The sequence below is a fragment of the Herbaspirillum sp. meg3 genome (genome assembly GCF_002257565.1).
Classification (GTDB): Bacteria; Pseudomonadota; Gammaproteobacteria; order Burkholderiales; family Burkholderiaceae_D; genus Herbaspirillum.
The window spans coordinates 2255890-2281406 of record NZ_CP022736.1 but is presented as its reverse complement, the minus strand read 5'-3'; the positions used below and the strand labels follow the sequence as shown (position 1 = coordinate 2281406).

The following is a 25517-nucleotide window of genomic DNA, read 5'->3' as shown; positions in this document are numbered from 1 at the left end:
AACTCAAGATGGCGATGACAACCGCGCGCCGTGGCGGCAAGACTTTACCGAATAGCTTTTTCACCAGACTTCCCCCTAGAAACAAAGGGGGCATCCTAGTGCGTAGTGCGGCGATTGGGAATGCGACCGATTGTCGCAGGAGTGCCTGTGACGAGCTTCGAAAGGCCTATTTTGCGACCGGACGTTTGGCCAGTTTGCGCTGCAAAGTGCGGCGATGCATGTTGAGCGCACGCGCTGTCGAGGAGATGTTGCCTTGATGTTCGGCCAGCACACGCTGGATGTGTTCCCATTCGAGACGCTCCACCGACAAAGGGACGGCGATGTCCGCATTGTCCGCGCCGTCGCTCTCGCTGTCGGCATCGTTGGCGCTATGTTCAAGCGCTGAAAGAATGGAATCCAGATTCGCCGGTTTGGCAAGGTAGTTGTCGGCACCCGCCTTGATCGCTTGCACCGTCGTGGCAATGCTTGCGTAACCGGTCAGCACCAACAAGCGAGCGTGAGGCAACTGTTGCCGCAATGGCGCAATCCACTGCAAGCCGGAATCCTTCTGCAATTGCAAATCGATCGTGGCATAGGCGAAATCGGTATCGGCGGCGGCCTTCATCGCCTCTTCGCCACTATGGGCGACCGTCGCAGAAAACCCTCTGCGCGATAGCGAACGCGCCAATGTGGAGGCAAAGACGTCGTTATCATCAAGGATCAAAAAAGCTGCGCTCATTGTAATTTTTCTTTCTTCTGTGGAGCAGTTCTATTGTCTTGCAAGGGAACCGTCAAGGTCGCGCAAACACCGCGCCCCTCGTCCGAAGTCAACATCAGTTTTGCGCCGAATTGCCGTGCCGTGGCAAAGGCCAGCATCAGACCGATACCTTTGCCGCCGGTATTGCTACGCACCGGTTCGTAGCCAAGGCGTTTGAGCTGATCGGGCGCAATGCCCGGCCCATCGTCGACGACGCGAATCATAGCCTCATTGCACGACATGCTCAATGCCATGTCGATCTTGCCGCCTTCGTTGACTGCCTGCGCGGCGTTGTCCAATAGCGTCAACAGAATCTGTCCGATCAATTGCTGGTTTTTGACCGGCATCGCTTCAGCAGGCAGCGAAAGATGAATCGATATGGCGGGATGACGCAAGCGCCAGGTATCAACAAAATGCCGCAACCAATCCGTCAAGCGTACAGGCGCTGCAGTATCTGCGTACCCACCGTGCACCTGAACATCCATGCCCATGCGGTCGAGCGCGATCTTGCAAGCGGCGATCTGCTCTTCCACGATCGCCAGATCGTCGCGATACATCGTGAGCGCGCCGTTGCGTCCGGCTTCGATACGCAACTCGCCGGCAATCACGGCAACGGTCGCCAGCGGTGTACTCATTTCATGGGCCGCACTGGCAGCTTGCGTACCAAGGGCGACGATGCGCTCGTCCTGCAATTGCTGTTCACGCGCTTGCGCGAGCTGTGCATCACGGGCGCGTACGGTCGCCGACATGCGTGTCACAAACCACGTAATCAATGCCGCCGAGACCAGAAAATTGACCCACATGCCGGCCAGATGATAGGCCATGGCCTGATCATGGTCGTGGACATGCAAGGGTTGATACAGATAAGTCAGTCCCGAATAACAAGCGAAGGAATAAAGCGCCAGCACAAACGCGTAGCGTGGTGCGAGGATTGCTGCACCGACTGCCAGCGCCGGTAAGTAAAAAGACACGAAGGGATTGGTCGCACCACCGGTGAAATACAGCAACGCCGACAAGCCGCTGATATCGACAAAGAGCTGAAAGAACAGCTCCAGCTCGCGCACCGGATACACCAGCCGCATACGCCACCAGGTTAGGCCATTGAATGCCAGCATTAGCATCAACACCGCACACAAGGGTGTCAGCGGCAAGCTGAGCTCCATCCCCAGATAGGCGCCGGCAACCAGCAAAGCTTGCGCCAGCGTTGCGATGCAACGCATCCAGAACAGGCGTAGCAACAGCTGATGCTGAGGCAAAGGGCGAGAAAGGGAAAGTATCGGCATGAGGGAATTATATGTCGCCCTGCTCCTGACGCAGCCAGACCGGATTGACAGCACACTGCCGCGGCAACTCAAACGGTGACTAGAGCACCAAATTATTTCCAAAAGAAAACTTTTTGAGCAAGTACGCAACAAGCGAGCAAAAATTTACGTAAATTAAGCAATCAAACACAATTACGAATACAAACGATAACGATTCTTAATTATAATAAATCCGACTCAGCATACTCGCCATGATGTTCGGCCGCTAACGTATTCGGTCTCCGTCATGCACGAGCCCACGATTTTCGACTATTTCCCATATCAAAGGATCCCATGCAATACCGCCTTACCCCTATCGCTGCCGCATTGGCTGTCGCATTCATCGTTCCCATGACTTACTCCGGCCAGGTACGCGCACAAGCAGCTTCTGCCGCTGCGTCGCCAGCGGCTGCGGTCAACGATGCGAAAACGGATCAGGCGTTACCGTCCGTGACCGTCAATGCCTCCGCGGATGCATCAGCAGATGGGTTACCGCCTGCATATGCAGGTGGTCAGGTGGCGCGCGGTGGCCGGGTGGGATTTCTGGGCAATAAGGATTTTCTTGAAACGCCATTCAACAGCATTGCCTACACGGAACAACTCATCAAGGATCAGCAAGCAAAGGGTGTCGGTGATGTGTTGCTGAATGACCCGACCATTCGTGTCACGCGCGGCTACGGCAACTATCAGGAGTCGTACATGATCCGCGGCTTTATCACCAATTCGGATGACCTCGCCTACAACGGCTTGTATGGTCTGCTGCCACGCCAGTACGTGGCGGCCGAAATGCTGGAGCGTGTGGAAGTGTTTCGCGGTGCCAGTGCCTTCCTGAATGGCGCCACACCTGGCGGCAATGCAATCGGCGGTACGATCAATCTGTTGCCCAAGCGTGCATCGTCCGAGCCGACAACGCAATTCACAGCAGGCATCGAATCAGGCGGCCAGACCTACGTCGCAGCTGATATCGGTCGCCGTTTTGGCCCGGAAGAGCGTCTGGGCTTGCGTCTGAACGCTGTGCGCCGTGCCGGCGGCACTGCCATCGACAATGAAAACCGCGAGCTGAACATGGCGACCATCGGCGTCGATTATCGCGGCAACAGTTTCCGCCTGTCGGCCGATCTTGGTCTGCAGGAATACAACCTGAGCTCCACTCGCCCGAGCGTACGCATTGCGGCTGCCCCTGCCGGTTATGTACCGTCGGTGCCGAGCGCTTCTTCAAACTATGGGCAGAAGTGGTTTTACTCCAATGAGCGCGATATCTTCGGCACCGTCCGCGGAGAGTGGGATGTGGCGCAAGATGTAACGTCGTGGTTCGCCCTGGGCATGCGCCAGGGAACCGAGAACAACAGCCTGGCCACACCGAATGTCAACAGCACCAACGGCAATTTCACGTCCAACCGCTTCGATAACTCGCGCGAAGATTACGTCTGGACCGGCGAAGTCGGCATCCGCGGCAAATTCGCCACTGGTGGCGTAAAACACTCGGTCAGCGCATCTGCTTCCAGCTACTGGCAAGATTCGCGCAACGCCTACGCGATGTCACTGGGCACCGCGACGACCGGCAACCTGTATGCACCGAGCACCTCTGCACAGCCGGCGCTGGACTTCTTCGGCGGCAGCCTCGCCAGTCCGCAAACTACGACCAAGACACAGCTGTCGAGCATCGCGCTCGGGGATACGCTGTCGGTTCTGGATGAGCGTCTGCAACTGACTCTGGGCGGACGCTATCAGCGCCTCAAGACAATCGGTTACGACTACAACACCCATCTGCAGAGTGACTACTATAACAATGGCACCGTCACTCCCGTTGCCGGCATCGTCTACAAACTGACCAAACAAGTATCGCTGTACGGCAACTACATCGAAGGCCTGCAACCGGGCACTAAAGTATCCGACACTACTGCCACCAACTTTGGCTCTCTGCTTGCTCCGTACAAGTCGAAACAGAAGGAAGTCGGGGTCAAATATGATGCAGGCAAAGTTGGAGTGACCGTCGCCCTGTTCAGCATCGAGAAGCCGAACGTCATCAAGACGGGGCCAAGTGCCACGCCGACTTATACAACCAGCGGCAAACAAGAAAATCAGGGTATTGAAATCGGAGCCTTCGGCGATCCGATGCGCGGCTTGCATCTGCTGGCCGGCCTCACTTTGCTGGATGCCAAGCAGAAACGTACTCAGGACGGTACCTACGATGGCAAGAATGCCATCGGTACGGCGAAGACCATGGCCAACGTCGGTGCCGACTGGGATGTCGCAGGGGTACAAGGCCTGTCGGTTAGCGGCCGCGTGATCTATACGTCCAAGCAATATGTCGATTCGGCCAACACTCAGGCAATTCCTGCATGGACACGGATGGATATTGGCGCACGTTACCTGACTGACATCGGCGGCAAGGTCGTCACTCTGCGCGGCGGCATTCAGAACTTGACCAACCGCAGCTACTGGGAATCGGCAGGTGGCTCTTCGGCCCTGGGTTACCTGGTTCAAGGCGCGCCTCGCACCTTCATTACGTCGGCTTCAGTGGACTTCTGATCGCCTGCACCAAAAACAAAAAAGGGAAGCTTCTGCTTCCCTTTTTTCTTCAGTGCAGAAAACACCGATCCGCAGATCGGCAACTGCCCCGCTCACCGCCGGCAAATCTGACGATCAGTTAGCTCAAGCCACACGCTTACCCAAAATCACCAGATCACGCTCAATGCCGTCCAGCGTTGCGACCCGTGGCATATTGGCCCAGCGTTCAAAAGAAAATGCCTCAAACAGTTTCAGGCTTGGCTGATTGTGACCAAACACGAATCCCAGCAGTGTGTGCACATTGATCGAGGGTGCAAACGCAATGGCCTGCTCCAAAAAATAACGCCCTAATCCCTGGCCACGCGCCTTTTCATGGATATAGACCGACAACTCGGCGGTGCCTGAATATGCCGGACGGCCATAGAAGTTGGAATACGACAGCCAGCCGATAATTTCACCGTCGCGCTCGGCAATCCACAGCGGGCGCTTGTCGGGAGTGTGTTCGTCGAACCAGGCCTGGCGCGACTCCACCGAAACCGGTTCGGTGTCGGCCGTCACTTCTCGCGAGGCAATGGTGCTGTTGTAGATGGCGACGATAGCGTTCAGGTCTTCCTGGCGCGCCAGGCGATGCGTATAGTTAAAGCCCATGTTGAAAACGTAGTAAAAATAAATCAGTTGGTTGGTTGATCAAGCTAAAAGCCGCTAACAAAACGCGGTCTGCTTAAACGAACAAGGTCGAATACTCGATCAGCATTTCTTCAATGAACAGCCTTGCCGACAACGGATGATCCGCAATCGCACGGCGATCATTGGCAGCCTTCAGCGCAGACGCGATCGTCGCCGTATCAATGCGACCACTCAGCGCGCCAAGCTCTTTGCTATAGCGCGGATAGTAGCGAATCGGGCCGCCGGATTTCAGCGAAAACAAATCATATAGCCAGCGCTGTTGCCAGCCCACCAAATCGACAACCGGAATTTTCTGCAGCCGCTCGGCAGTCTTCAGCGCCACGTCGATGCCGGGATGACTCAACGAACGCAGAAACTCATCCATCGTTTCGCGACTATCGCCCTGCGAGGCATTCAATGCCGCCAACGGTGCACCGCCCTGCTCCGACAGCCAGACATCGGCATCTTTGACGTTCTGCTGCTTTAGCCAGGCCAGGCCTTCATCATGCGACGGCAGTGCCAGCGCGAATTTACGGCAGCGCGACAAGATGGTAGGCAACAAACGGTCGAGCCGGTTGGACACCAGCAGGAACATGGTGCTCGGCGGCGGCTCTTCCAGCGTTTTCAGCAAAGAATTGGCGGCGGCGGTATTGAGCGCTTCGGCCGGGTACAGCACCACTACGCGCATGCCCGAACGGTGTGTGGACACGTTCATGAAATCAGACAAGGCGCGAATCTGGTCGATCTTGATTTCCTTCGAAGGTGTTTTGCTGGCCTTTGCTGTCTTCTTTTCCTCGCCCTCACCGTCATCGGCGGCATCTTCGCCATCAAGGATTTCGGGCCGGACACGGCGATAATCTGGGTGATTGTATTGCGAGAACCAGCCGCAGGAAGAACAGGTGCCGCAGGCGTGACCGTCAGGCTGGACGTTTTCGCATAGCAGCGATTGTGCAAATGACTCGACGAAGTCAGTCTTGCCGATGCCTTCGGGGCCGTAGAACAAAATGGCGTGCGGCAAGCGGGCGCGCAACTGCTGAAGTTGCAGCCAGCTATCCTGCAGCCAAGGGAAAACGGTATTGCTCATGCGTGATCAATCAAGGATAAAACGTTGATCGGAAAATAGGTGTATCTCAGAAATCCGCTCAGACATCCACCAGCAACTGCGCGATCTCTTGCTGAATGTCGGCGATGGAACGCGTCGAATCGACGACGCGGAAACGCTGCCGGAACTGCTTGGCCCGGCGCAGATATTCAGCGCGCGTAGCAGCAAAAAAATCCGCTTTCTCTTGCTCGAACTTGTCCAGCGTGCGCTCGGCATCAAGACGCGCACGCGCCACTTCCAGCGGCACATCGAACAACAGCGTCAGATCGGGCTGCAGATGCGGATGGACCCACTGTTCCAGCGCGTCGAGCTTGTCCAGCGACAGATGGCGGCCACCACCCTGATAGGCAAATGTCGCGTCGGTAAACCGGTCGGAGATCACCCAGTCGCCGCGCGCCAACGCCGGCTCAATGACTTGCGCCAGATGCTCCCGACGGCCTGCAAACATCAGCAGCGCCTCGGTTTCGAGATGCATCTTTTGATGCAGCACCATGGAACGCAGACTTTCGCCCAGTTCGGTGCCGCCCGGCTCGCGCGTGGTGACGACAGTCAGTCCGCGTGCACGCAGCAGGTCGGCGACGAAAGCGATGTGCGTCGACTTGCCCGCGCCGTCGATGCCTTCAAAGGTGATGAATTTGCCTGATGCCATGTGATCCGTCTTCGTCAGATAAAAAGTTTCAGCGTGGAGTCGTTGCGATGCAGATCAACGTTGATATTTGTTGACCGCCTGATTATGTTCGCTCAGGTTGCTGGAAAAATGGCTGGTGCCGTCGCCGCGCGCCACAAAATACAGCGCGTCGGTCTTGTCCGGATTCATTGCCGCTGCCAGCGATGCCGCACCCGGCAAGGCAATCGGCGTTGGCGGCATGCCCTTGCGGGTATAGGTATTGTAAGGCGTGTCGGTCAACAGGTCGCTTTTGCGGATGACGCCCTGATAGCGCTCGCCCATGCCGTAAATAACGGTGGGATCCGTTTGCAACAGCATGCCGGTTTTCAAGCGATTGACGAATACGCCTGCCACCATGCCGCGCTCGGACTTCTGCCCTGTTTCCTTTTCGACAATGGATGCCATGATCAGCGCATCGTACGGCGTCTTGTAAGGTAACGACAGGTCGCGCTTGCTCCAGGCCTCGGCCAGACGCTTGTTCATCAATGCAAATGCCTGACGATAGATCTGCATGTCGCTGGCGCCTTTGGCGAACAGATAAGTGTCCGGGAAGAACAAGCCCTCCGGTGCGGCAAATTCGGTAGTCAGCTTGGCCAGCAGCTCACTGTTGGAAAGCGTGGCGGTATCGTGTTTGAGTCCCTTGTGGTCGGCGATCGCCTGGCGCATCTGCCGAAAACTCCAGCCTTCGATGATGGTCAGCGATTCCTGTGCAAATTCGCCACGCACCAGTTGTTCCAGCAGGCGCAATGGCGTGTAACCCGGTTTCAGCTCGTAGCTGCCGGCCTTGATACGATTACCTTTGCCGCTGCCGCGCGCCAGCAAGGCGAACAGGATCGGATTGACCGGCGCGCCGGCGTCGGCGATCTGCTGGGCGGCGCCATTGATGCCCGCCCCCGGCGTGATGGTGAATTCAACCGGTTTTTGCCCTTCCTCGATAATCGGCTGGCTCAGCCAGTAAGCCGCCCCGCATGCTAGGGCGACACAAAGCAACAGAAGAGTATTAAATATTTTTTTCATTGTTGAGGCAAAATCCGGCGCAATCCGACGCGTTTTTCCAGCGCCACTATAATCGAGGCATCAATGATAATCGCTGTATAGCTCAGTAACCTAATTTATGACCGAATCGACTCAAGCATCCTCGCCCTGGCAGGCATTTCTCGAACAGCAAGGCGCTCATATCGAGGCCGCGAACGGTGCGGAAGTGCGCTATTTCGGCACGGCAGCGGCAGCGGAGTTGCCAGACAATTTCGTTGCGCCGCTGACCGATCTTGGCCTGATCTCGCTGAGCGGCGACGACGCCGCCAGCTTCCTGCATAACCAGATTACCAACGATGTCGAAAAACTTGATCTCGGCACAGCCCGCCTGGCCGGCTATTGCACACCGAAAGGCCGTCTGCTGGCGACCTTCCTGATGTGGAAGGATGTCGGGCAAATTGTGCTGCAGTTGCCGCGCGCACTTCAGCCGGCTATCCAGAAGCGCCTGCAGATGTTTGTGATGCGCTCCAAGGCCAAGCTGGCTGATGTCAGCGAACAGTACGTCGCGCTCGGCCTGGCCGGCAACACAGCCTCTGAGGTTTTGCAACAATGGTTTCCCCAATTGCCAACGCAGCCTTACAGCAAGATTGACAATGAAAACGGCACGCTGGTGCGCGTCGCCGACAGCCGTCAGGCCCCACGCTATCAATGGGTCACCTCGGTTGAGCAAGCGATTGCGGCCTGGCCTGGCCTGACACAAAAACTGAGTGCGACCGGCACCCATGCCTGGCGCCTGACCGATATTTATGCGGGCGTGCCGATGATTACCCAGCCGACACAAGAGCAATTTGTGCCGCAAATGATCAATTTTGAATTGATCGGCGGCGTCAACTTCAAGAAAGGCTGCTATCCCGGCCAGGAAATCGTCGCGCGGAGCCAGTATCTGGGCAAGCTCAAACGCCGCAGCGTGCTGGCACTGGTTGATGCAGTCGATGTCCGCGCCGGCGCGGAAGTGTTCTCCAGCGAAGATCCGGGCCAGCCTTGCGGCATGATCGTTAATGCAGAACCGGCCGGCACGGGCAAATCCGCCTGTCTGGTGGAAATCAAACTGGCGGCAAGCGACAACGGCACCATCCACCTCGGCACCGTTGATGGCCCCGTGCTGCAATTGCAGCCCCTGCCCTACGAATTGGCGGAACCGCAATAAGCGACCGGGATTGTCGATGGATCTTTATATCTACTACCGCGTGCTTCTGACCAATAGCGAGCAGTTGCAAAAGCAGGCTGCCGCCATGCAGGCGCAATTGTCACAGCAATACAAGGTCGCCACGGAATTGAAACGCCGCCCGCAAGACCAGGATGGCAAACACACCTGGATGGAGGTTTATCTGGATGTGCCCGATGGATTTGAGTCGGTACTGAAACAAAGTATCGCCGCCAATCAGCTGGATCAGCTTATTGACGGCCCGCGTCATACCGAACACTTTCTGGACTTTTCACCATGTGTCTGATCATTTTTGCGTGGAAAGTCATTCCCGGCATGCCGCTGATTGCGGCCGCCAATCGCGACGAGTTCTATCAACGCCCCGCCGCCGCGGCCGGCTGGTGGGAAGATCGGCCGGACGTGTATGCTGGCCGGGATCTGCAAGCCGGGGGGACGTGGCTGGGCGTGACCCGTGACGGCCGCTTTGCGGCATTGACCAACGTGCGTGCGCCGTCGGAAAAACGTCCCGATGCCCCCACTCGCGGCAGATTGGTTTCGGACTATCTGTCCGGCACATTGACACCAGAACAATACGTCGAACACGTCCGGCCTGGCGCGGCGGAATATAACGGTTTCAACCTCCTCGTGGGCGATCGCGAGAATTTGCTGTGGTATTCCAACAAAGGCGACGATGATCCGCGCAACGGCAAACCGCTCGGTTACGGAGTCTACGGTCTTTCCAACGCCTTGCTGGACACGCCGTGGCCCAAGGTAACTCGTGCCAAGGCGCAGTTTGCCAGCCTGCTCTGCCAGGGAGCACCGGAAGAAACCTTTTTTGAGCTTCTCAGCGACAGTACCCGCGCCAACGATTGCCGCCTGCCCAGTACAGGAGTCAGCCTGGAATGGGAGCGCGTCTTGTCGCCAATTTTCATCTGCTCTCCGGATTACGGCACGCGAGCTTCCAGCGTTGTACGGGTTCCCATCGTCGGTGAGCCGGTATTGAGCGAACACGTCGTTGATCCGATCAGTTCGTGCCAGGCGGCGCCGACCACCGAACCGCAAAAGAAAAACGCTCCGTGCAGGGTCAAGATTCAACCGGATGCAGAAAGCCCGAGCTGAATGCCGCCATATCAATTGAACTCATTTCACGCCTATTTATGAAATGAGTCACAGATATAACCAAAATAGATATCTGATATTTAAGAAATAAAGTGGTCGAAATTTGTGCAGAGCATTAAAGTTACACCTGTCTCCTCCAATTTCCTCCTTAAAGAATTGGATTTAAGCCCGCGCCGCAAGGCCGCGGGCTTTTTTTTGCCCCGCCACAACCGGCGCCGGCAGCCCATCCCCTTGTCACACCTGCCTCGGTTTCTCCTCGCTTTCGTCTGATATTCAGATCAGCCGCCCGCTATTTGTCTTCAAACTCTTCCATCATTCTTATCAAAATAACATGCTGCACCGCAGAATGACTATTGTGCACAAAGGGAACACAATAGCTTGAAATAAATCCAGTCCTTAAGAGGCTGCGAGGAGACCAAGACCCGTAACGTTCCCCCCTTCGTTATGGGTCTTTTCTTTTGTGCGCACGCTTTACACTTGCTTCGGCACATAAAAAAACGGCGGCGAGACCATCAAGTCCCGCCGCCGTTTTTTCAAGGCGCTCCAATAAACCGGAGTTCGCCCTCATCACTGTCAGTGATGAATCTTCGCTTCTGTACGATCCAGCACCGCTTCCGGCGAGTTCGCCTCTTCCGATGTTTCGTTGTTCAGTTGAGCATGCAGACGCTTCTCGTCCAGTTCATTGCTCCACTTCGCCACGATGATGGTTGCAACGCCGTTGCCGATCGTGTTGGTCAGCGCGCGCGCTTCGGACATGAAGCGATCAATACCAAGAATCAGCGCCAGACCGGCTACAGGCACGTGGCCTACTGCCGACAAGGTCGCCGCCAGCACAATGAAGCCGCTACCGGTGATACCTGCAGCGCCCTTCGAGGTCAGCAACAAGACTGCCAGCAAAGTGAGCTCCTGCGTCAACGTCATCGGCGTATTGGTTGCCTGCGCAATAAACACCGCCGCCATGGTCAGATAAATCGCCGTGCCGTCCAGATTGAACGAGTAACCGGTCGGAATCACCAAGCCGACGACCGTCTTCTTTGCGCCCAGATTTTCCATCTTGGCCAGCATACGTGGCAGCACCGATTCCGAAGACGACGTACCCAGCACGATCAGCAGCTCTTCCTTGATGTACTTGACGAACTTCCACACGCTGAAACCATGCAGACGCGTGATGATGCCCAGCACGACGAAGATGAAGATCAGGCAGGTCAGGTAGAAAGTGCCCATCAGCTTGCCCAGCGACAGCAGCGAGCCGACGCCGTATTTGCCAATGGTGAACGCCATCGCACCGAACGCGCCGACAGGAGCGGCCTTCATGATGGTGCCGACAACGGCGAACAGGACGTGGGAGATTTTTTCGATGAAATCAAAAATCATCGTGCCGCGACCGCCGAAGCGATGCAGCGCAAAACCAAACAGTACCGAGATCAGCAGCACCTGTAACACGTCGCCTTTGGCAAACGCATCCACCATGCTGATCGGGATGATATTCATCACGAAGTCAATCGTGCTGGTCATCTTGCCCGGACCGGTGTAAGCCGTGATGCTCTTGGTATCGATGGTGTTCGGATCGATGTTCATGCCTGCGCCAGGCTGCAACACGTTGACCAGCACCAGACCGACGATCAGCGCCAGCGTGCTGACGACTTCAAAATACAACAGCGCCAGACCGCCGGTTTTGCCGACCTTCTTCATGTCTTCCATGCCGGCGATGCCGAGCACGACAGTACAAAAGATCACCGGTGCGATGATCATTTTGATCAGTTTGATGAAGCCATCTCCGAGCGGCTTCATTGCCTCGCCGGACGACGGATAGAAATGCCCGAGCAAGACGCCGATGACAATTGCCACCAACACCTGAAAGTAGAGTGATTTATAAAGTGGCGTCTTGCCCATGCGGTTCTCCATTTATTCTAGGATCTTAGGAAACTTGTCGTGCAGTCGACATTGCCAAAGAATAAAGCCGCAACTGTCACTGCGGGCGCAAGTATGCATTACCAGCATACCCCTAGATATTGTGGGAAACCACAACAAAACGACGAAACATGACCGGAAGGCAACGGAAGAACTTCTAAATTCGCTTGCTTAAAATTGCTGCAACGCGCAAAAAAAACGAAAATCTATCTTCCCTAAGCGGGTAAGCGGCCAGCAAGGCCACAACACCTCAGGAGGTAGACGAACTGAAGGCGGCTTCCCATGCCGCCCCACTCGCTACGCACCATCGAATCCAATCAGGCCAATGCTGCCCGCATGTGAATATGCGGAATGCCCGCGTCCATGAACTCCTCGCCTTCTTGCGCAAAACCGTGGCTGCCGTAGAAAGATGCCGCATGCGTCTGCGCGTTCAGAACCACTTCACGATCCCCGCGTTGGCGAGCCGCTGCCATCAGCGCCTGCAATACGGCGCCACCGACACCTTGGCCGCGACCAGGTTTCCGCACCGCCATGCGGCCGATATGACCATCCGGCAGCAAGCGTCCGGTGGCGATCGGTGTGCCGCCTTCATCGTAAGCGACCGCATGTACGCAGACGGCGTCCATCTCATCCATTTCCAGCTCTGCCGGTACATTCTGCTCAACGACAAAAACTTCATTGCGAATCAATGCGGCATCTTCGCGCAGATCATTCCATGCAGCGATTTTGATGTTGTGTTTCATGTTCAGTCCTGTTGCGATGCTGCCGGAGCGGCCGGGACAGCAGGTTGTTCATTTGCTTCACTCGTGTCGTGCGTCAGCTTCTTGGCGATATCGACGCGTTTGATGGCCTTGAATGTTCCCATGGACTTGGCGACCAGCTTGTCGTCGTTCCACAATTCGGCTTCACAAAAACACATCGTCGTGGAACGGTGGTAGACATTGCCGCGCGCAATGATGGTTTCGCCAGCCTTGCCTGCGGGCTGCAGAAAACTGGTGCTCATGTCAACGGTAGCCGACGATTTCGCGTCCGGGATGGCGGTGCGTGCAGCCAGTCCCATCGCAACATCCATCAACGTCATGGAAATGCCGCCTTGCGCCACCGCCCAGCTGTTCATGAATTCAGGCTGCAGCTTGAGCGCCATGACCGCCTTGCCGTCGCCGTATTCCAATACTTCGACGCCGAGGCTTTCCAGATAAGGATTGCCGTTGGTGAAAACTTCAGAGAGTGAATAAGTCATCTTGGCGTGAACTCAGACCTCGTAGTCCATGCATTGGCGCCCTTCGCGAATCGCACCGATGAAAGGCTTGATGGCAACATGGTCCGGGTGATCCTGATACGCGTCCAGTGCCGCCTTGGATTCGAATTCGGAATACAGCACGACATCGTAAGTAGCTTCCAGACCGGGCTGCGCCAGCGCTGCCTCAAACTTCAGGATACCGGGCACCAGATTGGCACAGCCGTCGAGCAGCTCTTTCATCTTGCGTGCGTTGGCAGCCTTGTCGGCGCCTTCGGCCTGGTCCTTCAGTTTCCACATGACGATATGTTTGAGCACGGTGTTTCTCCTGACTGCAAAGGGTGAATGATGAATCGCAAAACCGTAATGATAAGCGAAGGCAGCCAAGGAAGCAGGCGATACACCAGCCCTGTTTTCGGAGAAGAAGCCGACACGTATTAAAATGACGCCTTTATGCTGTCATTTTGCTGTCATTTTCTTTTTTTTGGATTAGCGTTACCGTGATCAATCAACCTGTCGTCATGCTGGACTTCGAGACCACCGGCCTGAGCCCTGCGCAAGGCGCCCGCATCACCGAAGTCGCCGCGCTGCGCATCGTCGACGGGCGTATCGTTGAACGATTCGTGTCGCTGATCAATTGCGACGTCGAGATTCCTTATGACATCACGGCGCTGACCGGCATCACACAAGAGATGGTCGACTCGGCACCGTCCGTAGAGCGTGTTCTGCCGGAACTGTTGCGCTTCATCGGCAGCGATGCTCTTGCAGCGCACAACGCCAGTTTCGACGCCAAATTCCTGACTTCGGAAGCTGAACGCCTGGACTTGCAGGCAAGTTATTCCGAGCTGGTCTGCTCGCTGCTACTGTCGCGCCGGTTGCTGCCGGGGCTGTCCAGCTATCGCCTGTCGAGCCTGGCCGACAGTCTGGGTATTCGCTTTAGCGGCAACGCTCACAGGGCCGAAGCCGATGCTGAAGTGTCTGCCGAATTACTGCTGCATTTGAGTGATCGCCTGCGCGGTCACCACAAGTGCCTACGTATCGACCCCGGCTTGCTGGCGGCGATCAATCGCCTCCCTGCCGCCAAGGTTCCTGGTTTCCTGCAAGAACAAGCAGCCTGATTTTTGCTGCGCTGCATCTGCCATACGCCTGCGCACCCGCTTCTGATCTACCCAATCTGCCGTCTTGCGCCTGTAAGCTTATGTAAGTTTCAAGCAAGTCCTGCGTAAGTTTCGCGTCGCACACTCCATGCGTGCACAAATGGCGCCTGCGCAGTTTGAGTCGCCCGTTTGTACATCCACATTAATAAAATCAAGGAGACAAGCATGGCGACAGCTTCCACTGCGCACACCATCACGCCTGAAGAGCGCAAAGTTATTTTTGCCTCTTCGCTGGGCACTGTGTTTGAATGGTACGACTTCTATCTGTACGGCTCGCTGGCAGCGATTATCGCCAAGCAATTCTTTGCCGGCACCGATCCCAATACCGCTTTTATTTTCGCGCTGCTGGCATTTGCCGCAGGCTTCATCGTGCGCCCGTTCGGCGCGCTGGTGTTCGGCCGCCTGGGTGACCTGGTCGGACGCAAATACACCTTCCTGGTGACCATCCTGATCATGGGTGCGTCCACCTTCATCGTCGGCATCCTGCCGAACTACAACTCCATCGGCATTGCCGCACCGATCATCCTGATCATCCTGCGCATTCTGCAAGGCCTGGCGCTGGGCGGTGAGTACGGTGGTGCAGCGACTTATGTTGCTGAACACGCGCCGGAAGGCAAACGCGGCTCCTTCACTGCATGGATTCAAACGACAGCGACACTGGGCCTGTTCCTCTCGCTGCTGGTGATCCTGGGCGTGCGTACTGCCGTCGGCGAAGCTGCATTCGCTGACTGGGGCTGGCGCATTCCTTTCCTGGTCTCCATCATCCTGTTGGGCATTTCCGTCTGGATCCGCCTGTCGATGAATGAATCGCCTGCTTTCCTGAAGATGAAATCCGAAGGCAAGATTTCCAAAGCGCCGCTGACCGAAGCATTCGGCCGCTGGAAAAACCTGAAACTGGTCATCCTGGCGCTGATCGGTATGACTGCAGGTCAAGCCGTGGTCTGGTACGCAGGTCAGTTCTACTCGCTGTTCTTCCTGACGCAAACGCTGAAGGTTGACGGTCCGCTGGCCAACATCCTGATCGCGCTGGCACTGTTGCTGGCAACACCGTTCTTCCTGATCTTCGGTTCGCTGTCCGATAAAATCGGCCGCAAACCGATCATCCTGGGTGGTTGCCTGATCGCTGCGGTGACTTACTTCCCGATCTTCCAGGGTCTGACCCACTACGCTAACCCGGCGTTGGAAGCGGCTCTGCAAAAAGCACCGGTGATCGTCACTGCCGATCCTGCCACTTGCCAATTCCAGTTCAACCCGACCGGCACCAAGAAGTTCACTTCGTCTTGCGATATCGCCAAGGCCAAGCTGTCCGCTGCTTCGGTGAACTACGAAAACGTGGCTGCGGCACCTGGCTCGGTTGCCACCATCAAGATCGGCGACAAGATCCTCACCTCGTATGACGCCGCCGGCCTGTCCAAAGAAGATGCTGCTGCCAAAGACAAGGCGTTTTCCAAGGAATTGGCTGACGACATCAAGGCTGCAGGCTATCCAACCAAGGCTGATCCTGATCAGATGAACAAGCCGATGGTTCTGCTGCTGCTGTTCATCCTGGTGCTCTATGTAACCATGGTCTACGGCCCGGTCGCTGCCGCGCTGGTTGAGATGTTCCCGACCCGCATCCGCTACACCTCGATGTCCATGCCTTACCACATCGGTAACGGCTGGTTCGGCGGCCTGCTGCCAACCACAGCATTCGCACTGGTAGCGTACAAGGGCGACATCTACTACGGCCTGTGGTATCCGATCGTGATCGCTCTGGCGACTTTCGTCATCGGTCTGCTCTTCGTCAAAGAGTCCAAGGACAACAACATCAACGCCGAAGACTAAAAGCATCAAGAGGGGGAAGCCAGACGGCTCCCTCGCTTGAAGGAAGATAGCGTCTAGTCACAAGCGAGAGAGAACGTCGAGCCGGTCAGGATACAAATCCTGACCGGCTTTTTTCTTGTATCAGCTCCAGCAAACCTTGCGCGGCGATCGACAGGCTGCGTTCCTTCGCTTTGACGATCAACAGCGGGCGCACCAGATCGGGCGCGTTCAGCGGGATCGCCACCAGATTCGGATGGCGGAACTGAAACAGCGTCAGCTCCGGCACGAGACTCACGCCCAACCCGCTTTCAATCAGCCCGGCGACGGTCGCCAGATGCTCCACTTCCAATCCTGTATTGATCACGCCGACCGGCTGCAACAACGCGTCGAGATGCTGACGCACACTGGTCGAACGCGCTAGATGGATCAACTCGCAACCGGCCAGTTGCGGGATCTGGATGATGCGTTTTTTCGCCAGCTTGTGATCGCGCCGGCACACAAGATAAAACGGGTCTTCACACAGTGGTTGCGTGTCGAACTCCATCAGATTCGGCCCCGGCGCAGTCAATGCAATATCGGCCTTGCCCTGCCGCAGATAGTTCAGACAATGATCTGAAATCGCATCGAACAACTCCACCGTCACGCCCGGATGCAGCGCACGATACTGAGCCAACACCGGCGGCAACCAGCCCGCAGCCAATGAAGGCAAGGCCGCGATCGACACCCTGCCCTTGCGGCGTGCAACGTAGTCGCTCATGTCTGAAAACGCGGCCTCGATATCGTTCATCAGTTGCCGCGCCACCTCGACGAACAGTTCTCCTTCCGGTGTCAACGTCACGTTGCGGGTATCGCGTTCGAACAGCTTGGCGCCGGCGGCGGCTTCCAGCTTTTGAATCATCACGCTGAAGGCCGATTGCGACACGTGACAGCGCTCGGCCGCGTGGCCGAAATGACGGCAATCATTCAATGCCAGAAAACCTTGCAACAGCTTGGTGGAGATATTTGCTTGCATGGCAATTCATTCATAAAACCGATTAATCAATCGAAAAAATGCACTTTACAACAAAATTGCGCGCCGCCTACACTCGGCCTGCAATTGCATAGCGTCTGGACCAGACCTATAGAACCATCCAGACGGATCGACAAGAATCCTCGGAAACCGCCAAGCGGTATTCCGCCAAACAAAAAATACCGGAGACACGCATGCTCGCCCTACTCGGCTTTATCACGATCGTTTTGCTATTTACGGCCATCTTGACCAAAAAGATGTCGCCGCTGGTCGCCCTCATCGCCATTCCTATCGCCGCGGCATTGATCGGTGGCTTCGGCATGCAAACGTCCAAATTCATCGTCTCCGGCGTGACTTCGATTGCACCGGTGGCAGGCATGTTTGTCTTTGCGATTTTGTTCTTCGGCATCGTCACAGACGCCGGCATGCTGGATCCGATCATCAGCCGCATCCTGCGCACCGTCGGCAGCCGCCCCAGCCGTATCGTGCCAGGGACTGCCTTGCTGGCATTGCTGATCCATCTGGACGGCTCTGGTGCCGTGACCTTCCTGATCACCATTCCTGCGATGCTGCCGCTGTACAACCGCCTCGGTATCGATAAGCGTATCCTCGCCTGTGTCGCGTCGCTGGCGGCCGGGGTCAACTTCCTGCCGTGGACGGGGCCGATGATTCGTGCTTCGGCGGCGCTGCATATCCCTGTGAGCGATATCTTCACGCCGCTGATTCCGGTGCAGCTGGTCGGCCTGGCATTCGTCTTCATCACATCGTATGCACTCGGTCTGCGTGAAGAAAAGCGCCTCGGCCTGAGCGCCGGTGCTGCAGCTGGTTTTGTGCAGGAGCACACACTGACCGAAGACGAAAAGAAGATCCGCCGTCCGCGCAACTTCTGGATCAACATCATCCTGACCGTGTTCGTACTGGGCGTGATGATCAGCGGCAAGGTCGATCCTGTTGTGATGTTCATGATCGGCGTGGTGCTGGCGCTGATGATCAACTATCCCGACGTCAACATGCAACGCGCCCGCATTGATGCGCATGCCAAGGCTGCATTGCTGATGGCGAGCATTTTGTTTGCCGCAGGTGTGTTCACCGGCATCATGACCAAGTCCGGCATGCTGACCGCGATGGCGAAGATGGCAGTCGGTTTCGTACCCCCGTCGATGGCCTCGCATATCCCGGTCGTACTCGGGATTCTGTCGATGCCGCTGAGCCTGCTGTTCGATCCTGATTCGTTCTACTTCGGGGTGCTGCCGGTGATTGCGGAAGTCAGCCACATCCTCGGTGTACCGTCGATCCAGGTTGCACAAGCAGCATTGCTGGGCCAGATGACCACCGGCTTCCCGGTCAGCCCGCTGACGCCGGCAACCTTCCTGGTGTGCGGCCTGGCCGGTATCGAACTGGCCGATCATCAAAAGTACACAATCCCTTTCCTGTTCGGCGCATCGGTGATCATGACGATTGCCTGCGTGCTGCTCGGACTGTTTCCCTTGCTGTAAAGAGTTGCCATGAAACATATTCGCATCGGCGCCGGTGCAGGCTATTCCGGCGACCGCATTGAACCTGCCGTCGAACTCGCCGAACAAGGCGACCTCGATTATCTGATCTTCGAGTGTCTGGCCGAACGCACCATCGCCATTGGCCAGCAGGCGCGCCGCGCCGATCCGCAAAAAGGCTATGACCCGCTGCTGGCCGAGCGCATGCATGCAGTGCTGAAATTGTGCGCCGACAAGGGCATCAAGATCGTCACCAACATGGGCGCTGCCAACCCGCTGGCCGGTGCCGCAAAGATCCGTGAAATCGCGAAGGAACTCGGCCTGCCGCAGTTGAAGATTGCGGCTGTCAGCGGTGACGATGTGCTCGACATTTTGCAAAGCGGCGACTACCGCATTGAAGATAATGGCCTGCCGGTCAAATCGCTCGGCGACAAACTGGTGTCGGCCAACGCCTATCTCGGCGCACAGCCGATCGTCGACGCGCTCAAAGCCGGCGCCGATATCGTCATCACTGGCCGCATCGCCGACCCCGCACTGGTGCTCGGCCCGCTGATCCATGAATTCGGCTGGGCTACGGATGACTGGAAGCTGCTGGGACAAGGCACGCTGATCGGCCATTTGCTGGAATGCGCAGGACAAATTACCGGCGGCTACTTCGCCGATCCCGGCGTGAAAGACGTCAAAGACCTCGCGCGCCTGGGCTTCCCCATCGGCGAAGTCGCGGAAGACGGCAGCGCCGTCATCACCAAGGTCTCAGGCTCGGGCGGACAAGTCACGGCGGCGACCTGCAAGGAACAATTACTGTACGAGATTCACGATCCGCGCAGCTACTTCACACCTGATGTGATTGCCGATTTTTCGCAAGTCGTCATCACGGAAATCGGTCCTGATCGCGTTGCCGTCAGCGGCGGCAGCGGACGCGCCCGGCCCGATACACTCAAGACCACGCTTGGCTATGTCGACAGCTATATCGGCGAAGGTCAGATCTCCTACGCCGGCCCCGGCGCGCAGGCACGCGGACAACTGGCCCTCGACATCGTCAGGGAACGCCTCGCCATCATGGGCGTGCAAAGCGATGAAATGCGCTACGACCTGATCGGCGTCAACGCCATCCACGGCCCGCAAATTTCCGCCGCAGCCAACGAACCGTACGAAGTCCGCGCACGCGTGACTGGCCGCACAGCCAGCATGCGCGAAGCCGTACGCATCGGCAATGAAGTCGAAACGCTCTATACCTGCGGCCCTGCCGGCGGCGGCGGCGCAACCAAATCGGCGAGGGAAATCATCGCCGTACTTTCAGCCTTGGTACCGCGCGAGCTGATCACACCCACCATCCACTTTGAGGAGAGCTGACATGCTGCTGCGTGACATCGCGCATTCGCGCGCGGGCGACAAGGGCGACATCTCCAATATCTCTGTCATCGCCTATGACATCAACGACTACGCCATGCTGGAAAAGCATGTGACGGCCGAGCGCGTGAAGGCGCATTTTGCCGGCGTTGTGTACGGCGAGGTCGTACGCTATACGCTGCCGCATCTGGGAGCGCTCAACTTCGTGATGAAGCAGGCACTGGGCGGTGGGGTCACCCGCTCGCTGGCGCTCGATGCGCATGGGAAGAGTTTGAGTGGGGGGATGCTGGGGATGGAGATTTCTGACTGGTCGTGAGCTAGATACATTTTAGTAAGTAAATGCCTTGCCTCAATTCAATGATGGCCCTACCGTGCGATGGAACCATCATTGCAGCCGGCATTTTCGATAGACGCCAATACATCCGATATTTTTTCCTTGTTTAAAATATCTGCGCGAAAAACAGAAACAGTTTCATTTGTCTGCTTGAGATTTTTTACGGCTCCTCTAAAACTCGCCGGAGAAGTTTTCTTCAAGCCGCAAGCGGCATACATCCTTGCTTCATTTGTAGAGGATGTTGACTGAAAGATGTTCTCGAAAATATCGCGCGCATTTTTTGCGTTGCGTATTCTTTTGTATAGATTTTCCCCTTTGCTGATGTGCCCCACGAAGCCGACCATTCCGATGGCAAAGGTAGTGATTTTCTTTAGTTGCTCGATATCCTCTTGCAAGGAAGATTCTTCAAGATCGACAGGTCCGAAGACACGCGTTTCAGCGCTTCCGAATCCACCTTGTGCGACAAGGTAATAGCGTGCCGGAGAAGAACAGACGTCGCAGTCCACACCAAACAATTAATAAAAATAATGCTGTGGATATGTCGGTAGTTGTGCTCCAAATGGAGCGATAAAGCGAGACGAGTTCGCCAGGACATGCATCGCCTCTTCTTCAGCGATTTCAGGAAAAGGAATCTTGTTGAGCGTGCTCATATTTTTCACGAAGGCGTAGCGCTTGGCAAATTGTTTTCCGATACCGCCCGGCTCTTGCGCCAACGAGAACGACGCCACACCTACATAGCAAATAGAGGCGATGAGAATGTTTTTTTTGACGATGGACATAGATAAAAAATATTATTCAGTTTGAAATCAATAGTGCAGCGTCGTTGCCAGCAGTTGCACCTGCGTCGCCTATCCACTTTCAGATCCTGCTCCTGCCCAACTCTACGACCTTGTCATGCAACAAGCCCGCAACGATCATTCTTCAATTCCACGATCTTTCCATTCTCAATGGCAACGATGCGCTCTGATGCATTGATCGTTTCCGGCCGATGAGCAATGACAATTTTCGTCAATTGTAATTGCGCCAAAGCTTGGTTGACCCTATGCTCGTTGACCATGTCCAGATGACTGGTCGCCTCATCCAGCGCCAATATTTTCGGCTGTTTGCATAAGGCACGTGCCAGCAAGATACGCTGCTTTTGCCCGCCAGAGAGGCTGCTTCCCATGTCTCCGATCAAGGTCTGATAGCCCATCGGCATCGCTGCGATATCGTCATGGATGGCCGCCAATCTGGCGCAATGAAAGATCCACTCTTGCTCGACCTGAGGATTGAAAAAACTGATGTTGTCCAGTATCGACCCTGATAGCAAACTGTCATCCTGCATGACCGTGCCGATTAATTGGCGGTATGCTTTCAAGCTAAGCCGCGTGACGGGAATAGCACCGATCAGCACTTCGCCTTCAGTCGGTTGCAGCAGACCCAGGATGATCTTGCACAGGGTTGTCTTACCGCAGCCGCTGGCACCGATGATGGAGATGCTCTGCCCCGCTGGAATCGTCAGATCAATGCCATTCAGTAACCACGGCTCGCCGTCCGCATAACGAAATTTGATGTTGCGCAAACTGATGCTGTGGTCGAGGCGACTGATATCAGTTTCCGTCTCCACCTCCTCTTCCACTGGCTCCAATACGATATCGGCCAGTCGGGCGCCATGCATGCTCAGCATCTTGAGGTTGACCACCAGATCAACCAGGTTAAACAAGCGCCCAGAGAACGTCGAGGCATAGCTGCTGAAAGCCATCAACATACCGACGGTCAGGCTGTTTTGCATCACCAGCCCGGCACCAAGGTAGAACACCGCCAATCCCTGCACGCCGAAGATCGCCGTGTTGCCGAGCTTGAAGATGATGCCCAGCTTTTGCGTTTCCACGTCGCGATTGATCACGTCCTGCTTCAGGTTTTGCCAACGTGAGCAGCGTTGCGCTTCCTGTCCGAAAAGCTTGACCGGAGTGACAGCGCGCATGCTTTCGAGGAAATGGGTATTCTCTTTTGCGGCCAATACCAGCCGCTCCTGCGATGCCTCGCGAAATGGGTAATAGAAAAACCAGCGCAACAGAATATAAGCAGCAACAGCGACAATTACAATCAGGCTCAGCTTCGGGCTGTACAGCAACATCATGCCCAGCGCCAACAAGGCCATCAGGCCGTCAAGGGCGCTTTCGACAAACAGGCTCGTCAACGTGCCTTGTATGGCGCCGATGCTGCCGAAGCGCGACACGATATCGCCCAGATGCCGCTTTTCAAAATACACCGAGGGCAAGCGGCATAAATGCGAGAACACCCGTATGCTCCACTGAAATCCGACATCTAAACTCCAGCGCATCAGGAACCAACTGCGCGCCAGACCGATCGCCGTCTGCACGACCAGCATCAATGCGAAGCCGATCACCAGCACGCTCAACAGTTCGCGATCGCCGCCGACAATCACTTCGTCGATAACGAACTGGTTGAACAGCGGCGCACAAATGGCAAAAACCTCCAGCGCAACCGCCAGCGCCATGACCTGCACCACCGCGCGGCGCAAGCCGAGAATGCGCCCGGTCAGGTCGCGAATGGAGAGATGCTTACGCTCATCCTTGACCGTAAAGTCCGGATTGGGTGAAAGCTCCAGCGCCACACCGGTGAAGTTGTCGGAAATGTCTTGCAACAGCAGGCGACGTTCGCCTTTGGCAGGGTCAAGGATGATGACCGTGATATTGCCGCGCAAGCTCTTGCTCACCTTTTTCAACACCACGAAGTGATTGAGATTCCAATGCAGGATACAAGGCGTCTTCAGGTGTTGCAGCATGTCCAGCTCGACCCGCAACGGACGCGCGGCGAGCTGCATCGACACCGCATGGCGTATCAGCTGCGCCAGCGTCGCACCCTTGGCGCTGATCAAAAAACGTCGACGCAAATCAGCAAGATCCACGTGGTAACCGTAGTGACCGGCGACCATCGCCAGGCAAGCCAGGCCACATTCGCTGGTTTCGGTTTGGCGTATTGCTTTCATCAGCACCGGTTATTTGAACAGAATGGCCGACCTGTGGTCCTTCAGGATCGCCTGCGCTACCGGCAGCCATTCGCGTAATTGCGCGGGCGTGCAGACATTGGAAGCCAAGGGACGATCCAGCATACGGCGTACATCGACAGTCCTGCCGTCACGGCTGTAGCTTGCCGTGTAACGGACGCCGCCACGCTGAATATCGACGTTCTGCGGCAACGAGGCGACTTCGACCTTCGCCGGAAAAGTCATCCGGTAATGCAACTCCACCGTCTTGCCGGGACAGATCGCATCTTGCCGACGTGTCTGCTTTGCTCGTACAGAGTTTGCATAACCGGTCAGATCGTTCGCCTGCGGAAGATAGGGAATGTTCATATACCTGACGTCAAAGTCGGCCAGCTTATTGAGCTTTCCACTCCACCGCATGGCATAGCCCAAGGCAAGCGTCTTCGGATCATCGTCGTCAAAAACAATGTCGCCGATCAGCTTCGCACTGTCCAGTGCTGCCTTGGCGCGTTCAGCCGGAGTCTGCGTTGCTGCAGCCAGCCGGTATTTGGGACTTTCATAGCCAGCCATCTTCTTGCTGACGGAAACGGCGGCGTTGCCGTCAGCGTCGAAATCCACGCGCGCATCGTATCGCGCAAATGTATTGGCGCTGTTATGCGGCGGCGTCTTCCTGATTTCGCCACTTTTTGTCAGCAAGGTTGGCTTGTCGCCCAAAACAAAAGCCAGTTCACCGAAGGCAGCATCTTTTCCCGTGGCATCGATAAACTGGTCGAACTCCGGCAAATAGGTGATGACGTGATTGAACAGCGTATTGCTCAATGCCACCGACGGCATGCGGTAGCTGGAGCCGGCATTGATTAGAGCCGGCGAAGAGACGATACCTTTGGCGCTCAACAATGCCTCCAGCAACACAACGTGATCCTTGCAATCGCCGTAGCGGTTATCCAGAATCGACGACGACGCGTGCGGTACTACCGGACCTGCGCCGAGGTACACGGCCACATAGCGGATATTCTGACTGACCCAGTTGTACAACAGGCGAGCTTGTTCGCGCTTGTCGGTGACGCCCTGCGTGATGTCGTCCGCCAGTTTCTGGATGACCGGCGTGACGGCGGCCTTATCGGTCGACCTCGTATCATATTGCGCGGCAAAATCCGCCCAGTCCTTGAAGGTGCTGACAATCAGACGCGGGTCAGTGTCGAGAATGGAGATTTCACGTGTTTCGTCGGATGCCTCTTTTTTGGGCGAGGCGTAGCGCCAGTCGTAGGTCTTCCAGCCATCCTTTTCCTGCACGATTGGCGCGGCAACACCGACCTGCTCCAGATGCAGCGTCATGCTTGCCGGCGCTCGCACCTGCAAATGTACATCGCCGTACTGGATGTTCTCCGAAAAGACCATGGGAAAGCTGAAACGACCGGGAAACAAGCCCTCTTTTTCGCGTACCGCGTAGCGCACCACAACGCTGTCGCCGGGTTCCAGCGCGGGAAATACCACGCTCTTGAGGTGGAGCTGGCTGTACATCGGTGCTTGCGTCGTCATCGGCAATGGCTGATCGAAGACGGCCTTTTTCATATCGACCGGAATGCGTCGCCCATCTGCCTTGATTGTTGCTGCTTCTTCGATACTCAGGCTGTTCATGTCCTTGACATACGGCAGAGGCAGCTGACCCGATTGCTGGACGCCCCGCGCGGTTTCCAGCTTGACTTGCATCTCGATGGTTTGCTCGAAAAGACCGTCCTGATTGATCTGAATCTGGTTGTCGAGTTTGACGATTTTGAAATCGGTGACGGCGGCCACGGAAGCAGTCGAGCAGATGAAGGCAATGACGGTCGCCAGGGCGATTCTTGATGGAATATTTACCATAACTTCTTTCTTGTGAGAACGATAGCGGCTGGCGACGGGCTGGCTGAAAAATGGAAAATTTCTTGGGGATTGTATTAAGAGCGGCTAACA

The 25517-nt window shown here is 56.2% G+C and carries 24 protein-coding genes; 9 read left to right on the top strand and 15 right to left on the bottom strand.

The genetic code is table 11. The features are described from left to right. Nucleotides 1-166: 166 nt before the first annotated feature. Together hmeg3_RS10350 and hmeg3_RS10345 are read right to left on the bottom strand one after the other, a co-directional pair. Nucleotides 167-718: a response regulator transcription factor gene (locus hmeg3_RS10350; protein ID WP_094563651.1), complete on the bottom strand. Its 552-nt coding sequence runs from the start codon at nucleotides 716-718 to the stop codon at nucleotides 167-169. Next, on the bottom strand, nucleotides 715-2019 hold the full coding sequence (locus hmeg3_RS10345; protein WP_094563650.1) for an ATP-binding protein: 1305 nt from the start codon (nucleotides 2017-2019) through the stop codon (nucleotides 715-717). Before hmeg3_RS10345 ends, hmeg3_RS10350 begins: the two co-directional genes overlap by 4 nt. 312 nt (nucleotides 2020-2331) lie before the next feature. Here hmeg3_RS10345 and hmeg3_RS10340 point away from each other — a divergent pair, with 312 nt between their 5' ends. Next, nucleotides 2332-4569 (top strand): TonB-dependent siderophore receptor, encoded by a 2238-nt coding sequence (locus hmeg3_RS10340; RefSeq protein WP_094563649.1) that lies wholly within the window; start codon nucleotides 2332-2334, stop codon nucleotides 4567-4569. Between the two features lie 123 nt (nucleotides 4570-4692). On the opposite strand, the gene hmeg3_RS10335 is transcribed toward hmeg3_RS10340, so the two are convergent. The 4 genes from hmeg3_RS10335 to mltG all read right to left on the bottom strand — a co-directional run bounded on the left by hmeg3_RS10335 (nucleotide 4693) and on the right by mltG (nucleotide 8000). Beyond that, nucleotides 4693-5196 carry a GNAT family N-acetyltransferase gene (locus tag hmeg3_RS10335; RefSeq protein ID WP_094563648.1) on the bottom strand — a complete coding sequence of 168 codons (504 nt, stop codon included), beginning with the start codon at nucleotides 5194-5196 and terminating at the stop codon, nucleotides 4693-4695. Between the two features lie 73 nt (nucleotides 5197-5269). Further along, complete coding sequence (locus tag hmeg3_RS10330; RefSeq protein ID WP_094563647.1) at nucleotides 5270-6298, bottom strand: DNA polymerase III subunit delta'; 1029 nt, start codon at nucleotides 6296-6298, stop codon at nucleotides 5270-5272. Nucleotides 6299-6356: 58 nt separating this feature from the next. Beyond that, the gene (gene tmk / locus hmeg3_RS10325) at nucleotides 6357-6965 is read right to left on the bottom strand and encodes a dTMP kinase (protein ID WP_094563646.1); all 609 of its coding nucleotides are present in this window, start codon (nucleotides 6963-6965) and stop codon (nucleotides 6357-6359) included. 54 nt (nucleotides 6966-7019) lie between these two features. Then, on the bottom strand, nucleotides 7020-8000 hold the full coding sequence (mltG, locus tag hmeg3_RS10320) for an endolytic transglycosylase MltG (RefSeq protein WP_094563645.1): 981 nt from the start codon (nucleotides 7998-8000) through the stop codon (nucleotides 7020-7022). A 97-nt stretch (nucleotides 8001-8097) separates the two neighbouring features. Between mltG and hmeg3_RS10315 the strand changes: the two genes are divergently transcribed. From hmeg3_RS10315 to hmeg3_RS10305, 3 genes are read left to right on the top strand one after another with little or no spacing between them, the layout of a single operon-like run. After that, the gene (locus hmeg3_RS10315) at nucleotides 8098-9165 is read left to right on the top strand and encodes a folate-binding protein YgfZ (RefSeq protein ID WP_094563644.1); all 1068 of its coding nucleotides are present in this window, start codon (nucleotides 8098-8100) and stop codon (nucleotides 9163-9165) included. A gap of 16 nt (nucleotides 9166-9181) precedes the next feature. Beyond that, a complete protein-coding gene (locus tag hmeg3_RS10310) occupies nucleotides 9182-9469 on the top strand; it encodes a DUF4936 family protein (RefSeq protein ID WP_094563643.1) in 288 nt (95 codons plus the stop codon). Then, nucleotides 9460-10281, top strand: a complete 822-nt coding sequence (locus hmeg3_RS10305; protein WP_094563642.1) for an NRDE family protein — start codon at nucleotides 9460-9462, stop codon at nucleotides 10279-10281. The genes hmeg3_RS10310 and hmeg3_RS10305 overlap by 10 nt, the downstream gene beginning before the upstream one ends. A gap of 573 nt (nucleotides 10282-10854) precedes the next feature. Here the strand turns inward: hmeg3_RS10305 and hmeg3_RS10300 are convergent. The 4 genes from hmeg3_RS10300 to hmeg3_RS10285 form a co-directional block, all read right to left on the bottom strand. Next, complete coding sequence (locus tag hmeg3_RS10300; protein WP_094563641.1) at nucleotides 10855-12174, bottom strand: dicarboxylate/amino acid:cation symporter; 1320 nt, start codon at nucleotides 12172-12174, stop codon at nucleotides 10855-10857. Between the two features lie 335 nt (nucleotides 12175-12509). Further along, entirely contained in the window at nucleotides 12510-12935 is a 426-nt protein-coding gene (locus hmeg3_RS10295; RefSeq protein WP_094563640.1) for a GNAT family N-acetyltransferase, read from the bottom strand. Between the two features lie 2 nt (nucleotides 12936-12937). Next, nucleotides 12938-13432 (bottom strand): PaaI family thioesterase, encoded by a 495-nt coding sequence (locus tag hmeg3_RS10290; RefSeq protein WP_094563639.1) that lies wholly within the window; start codon nucleotides 13430-13432, stop codon nucleotides 12938-12940. Between the two features lie 12 nt (nucleotides 13433-13444). Beyond that, nucleotides 13445-13747 carry a Dabb family protein gene (locus hmeg3_RS10285; protein ID WP_094563638.1) on the bottom strand — a complete coding sequence of 101 codons (303 nt, stop codon included), beginning with the start codon at nucleotides 13745-13747 and terminating at the stop codon, nucleotides 13445-13447. Between the two features lie 182 nt (nucleotides 13748-13929). Here hmeg3_RS10285 and hmeg3_RS10280 point away from each other — a divergent pair, with 182 nt between their 5' ends. Beyond that, nucleotides 13930-14547 (top strand): PolC-type DNA polymerase III, encoded by a 618-nt coding sequence (locus hmeg3_RS10280; RefSeq protein WP_094566247.1) that lies wholly within the window; start codon nucleotides 13930-13932, stop codon nucleotides 14545-14547. 204 nt (nucleotides 14548-14751) lie between these two features. After that, entirely contained in the window at nucleotides 14752-16410 is a 1659-nt protein-coding gene (locus tag hmeg3_RS10275) for an MFS transporter (RefSeq protein ID WP_094563637.1), read from the top strand. An 85-nt stretch (nucleotides 16411-16495) separates the two neighbouring features. Here hmeg3_RS10275 and hmeg3_RS10270 read toward each other — a convergent pair whose 3' ends face one another. Further along, nucleotides 16496-17401: a LysR family transcriptional regulator gene (locus tag hmeg3_RS10270; RefSeq protein ID WP_094563636.1), complete on the bottom strand. Its 906-nt coding sequence runs from the start codon at nucleotides 17399-17401 to the stop codon at nucleotides 16496-16498. A gap of 191 nt (nucleotides 17402-17592) precedes the next feature. Here hmeg3_RS10270 and hmeg3_RS10265 point away from each other — a divergent pair, with 191 nt between their 5' ends. The 3 genes from hmeg3_RS10265 to hmeg3_RS10255 are packed head-to-tail and all read left to right on the top strand — an operon-like array spanning nucleotide 17593 to nucleotide 20557. Continuing rightward, nucleotides 17593-18894: a CitMHS family transporter gene (locus tag hmeg3_RS10265; RefSeq protein ID WP_094563635.1), complete on the top strand. Its 1302-nt coding sequence runs from the start codon at nucleotides 17593-17595 to the stop codon at nucleotides 18892-18894. 9 nt (nucleotides 18895-18903) lie between these two features. Next, nucleotides 18904-20244, top strand: a complete 1341-nt coding sequence (locus hmeg3_RS10260) for an acyclic terpene utilization AtuA family protein (protein WP_094563634.1) — start codon at nucleotides 18904-18906, stop codon at nucleotides 20242-20244. A 1-nt stretch (nucleotide 20245) separates the two neighbouring features. Continuing rightward, nucleotides 20246-20557, top strand: coding sequence for a hypothetical protein (locus tag hmeg3_RS10255; protein ID WP_094563633.1), 312 nt, complete (start codon nucleotides 20246-20248; stop codon nucleotides 20555-20557). A 50-nt stretch (nucleotides 20558-20607) separates the two neighbouring features. Here the strand turns inward: hmeg3_RS10255 and mchS3 are convergent, their stop codons facing one another. From mchS3 to hmeg3_RS10235, 4 genes are all read right to left on the bottom strand, one after another. Beyond that, nucleotides 20608-21081 carry an MchS3 family protein gene (gene mchS3, locus hmeg3_RS10250; RefSeq protein WP_304441859.1) on the bottom strand — a complete coding sequence of 158 codons (474 nt, stop codon included), beginning with the start codon at nucleotides 21079-21081 and terminating at the stop codon, nucleotides 20608-20610. A 9-nt stretch (nucleotides 21082-21090) separates the two neighbouring features. Next, the gene (locus hmeg3_RS10245; RefSeq protein WP_094563631.1) at nucleotides 21091-21354 is read right to left on the bottom strand and encodes a hypothetical protein; all 264 of its coding nucleotides are present in this window, start codon (nucleotides 21352-21354) and stop codon (nucleotides 21091-21093) included. A gap of 113 nt (nucleotides 21355-21467) precedes the next feature. Then, nucleotides 21468-23567: a peptidase domain-containing ABC transporter gene (locus tag hmeg3_RS10240; RefSeq protein ID WP_094563630.1), complete on the bottom strand. Its 2100-nt coding sequence runs from the start codon at nucleotides 23565-23567 to the stop codon at nucleotides 21468-21470. Between the two features lie 9 nt (nucleotides 23568-23576). Continuing rightward, complete coding sequence (locus tag hmeg3_RS10235) at nucleotides 23577-25427, bottom strand: DUF3857 and transglutaminase domain-containing protein (RefSeq protein WP_094563629.1); 1851 nt, start codon at nucleotides 25425-25427, stop codon at nucleotides 23577-23579. Nucleotides 25428-25517: the final 90 nt, after the last annotated feature.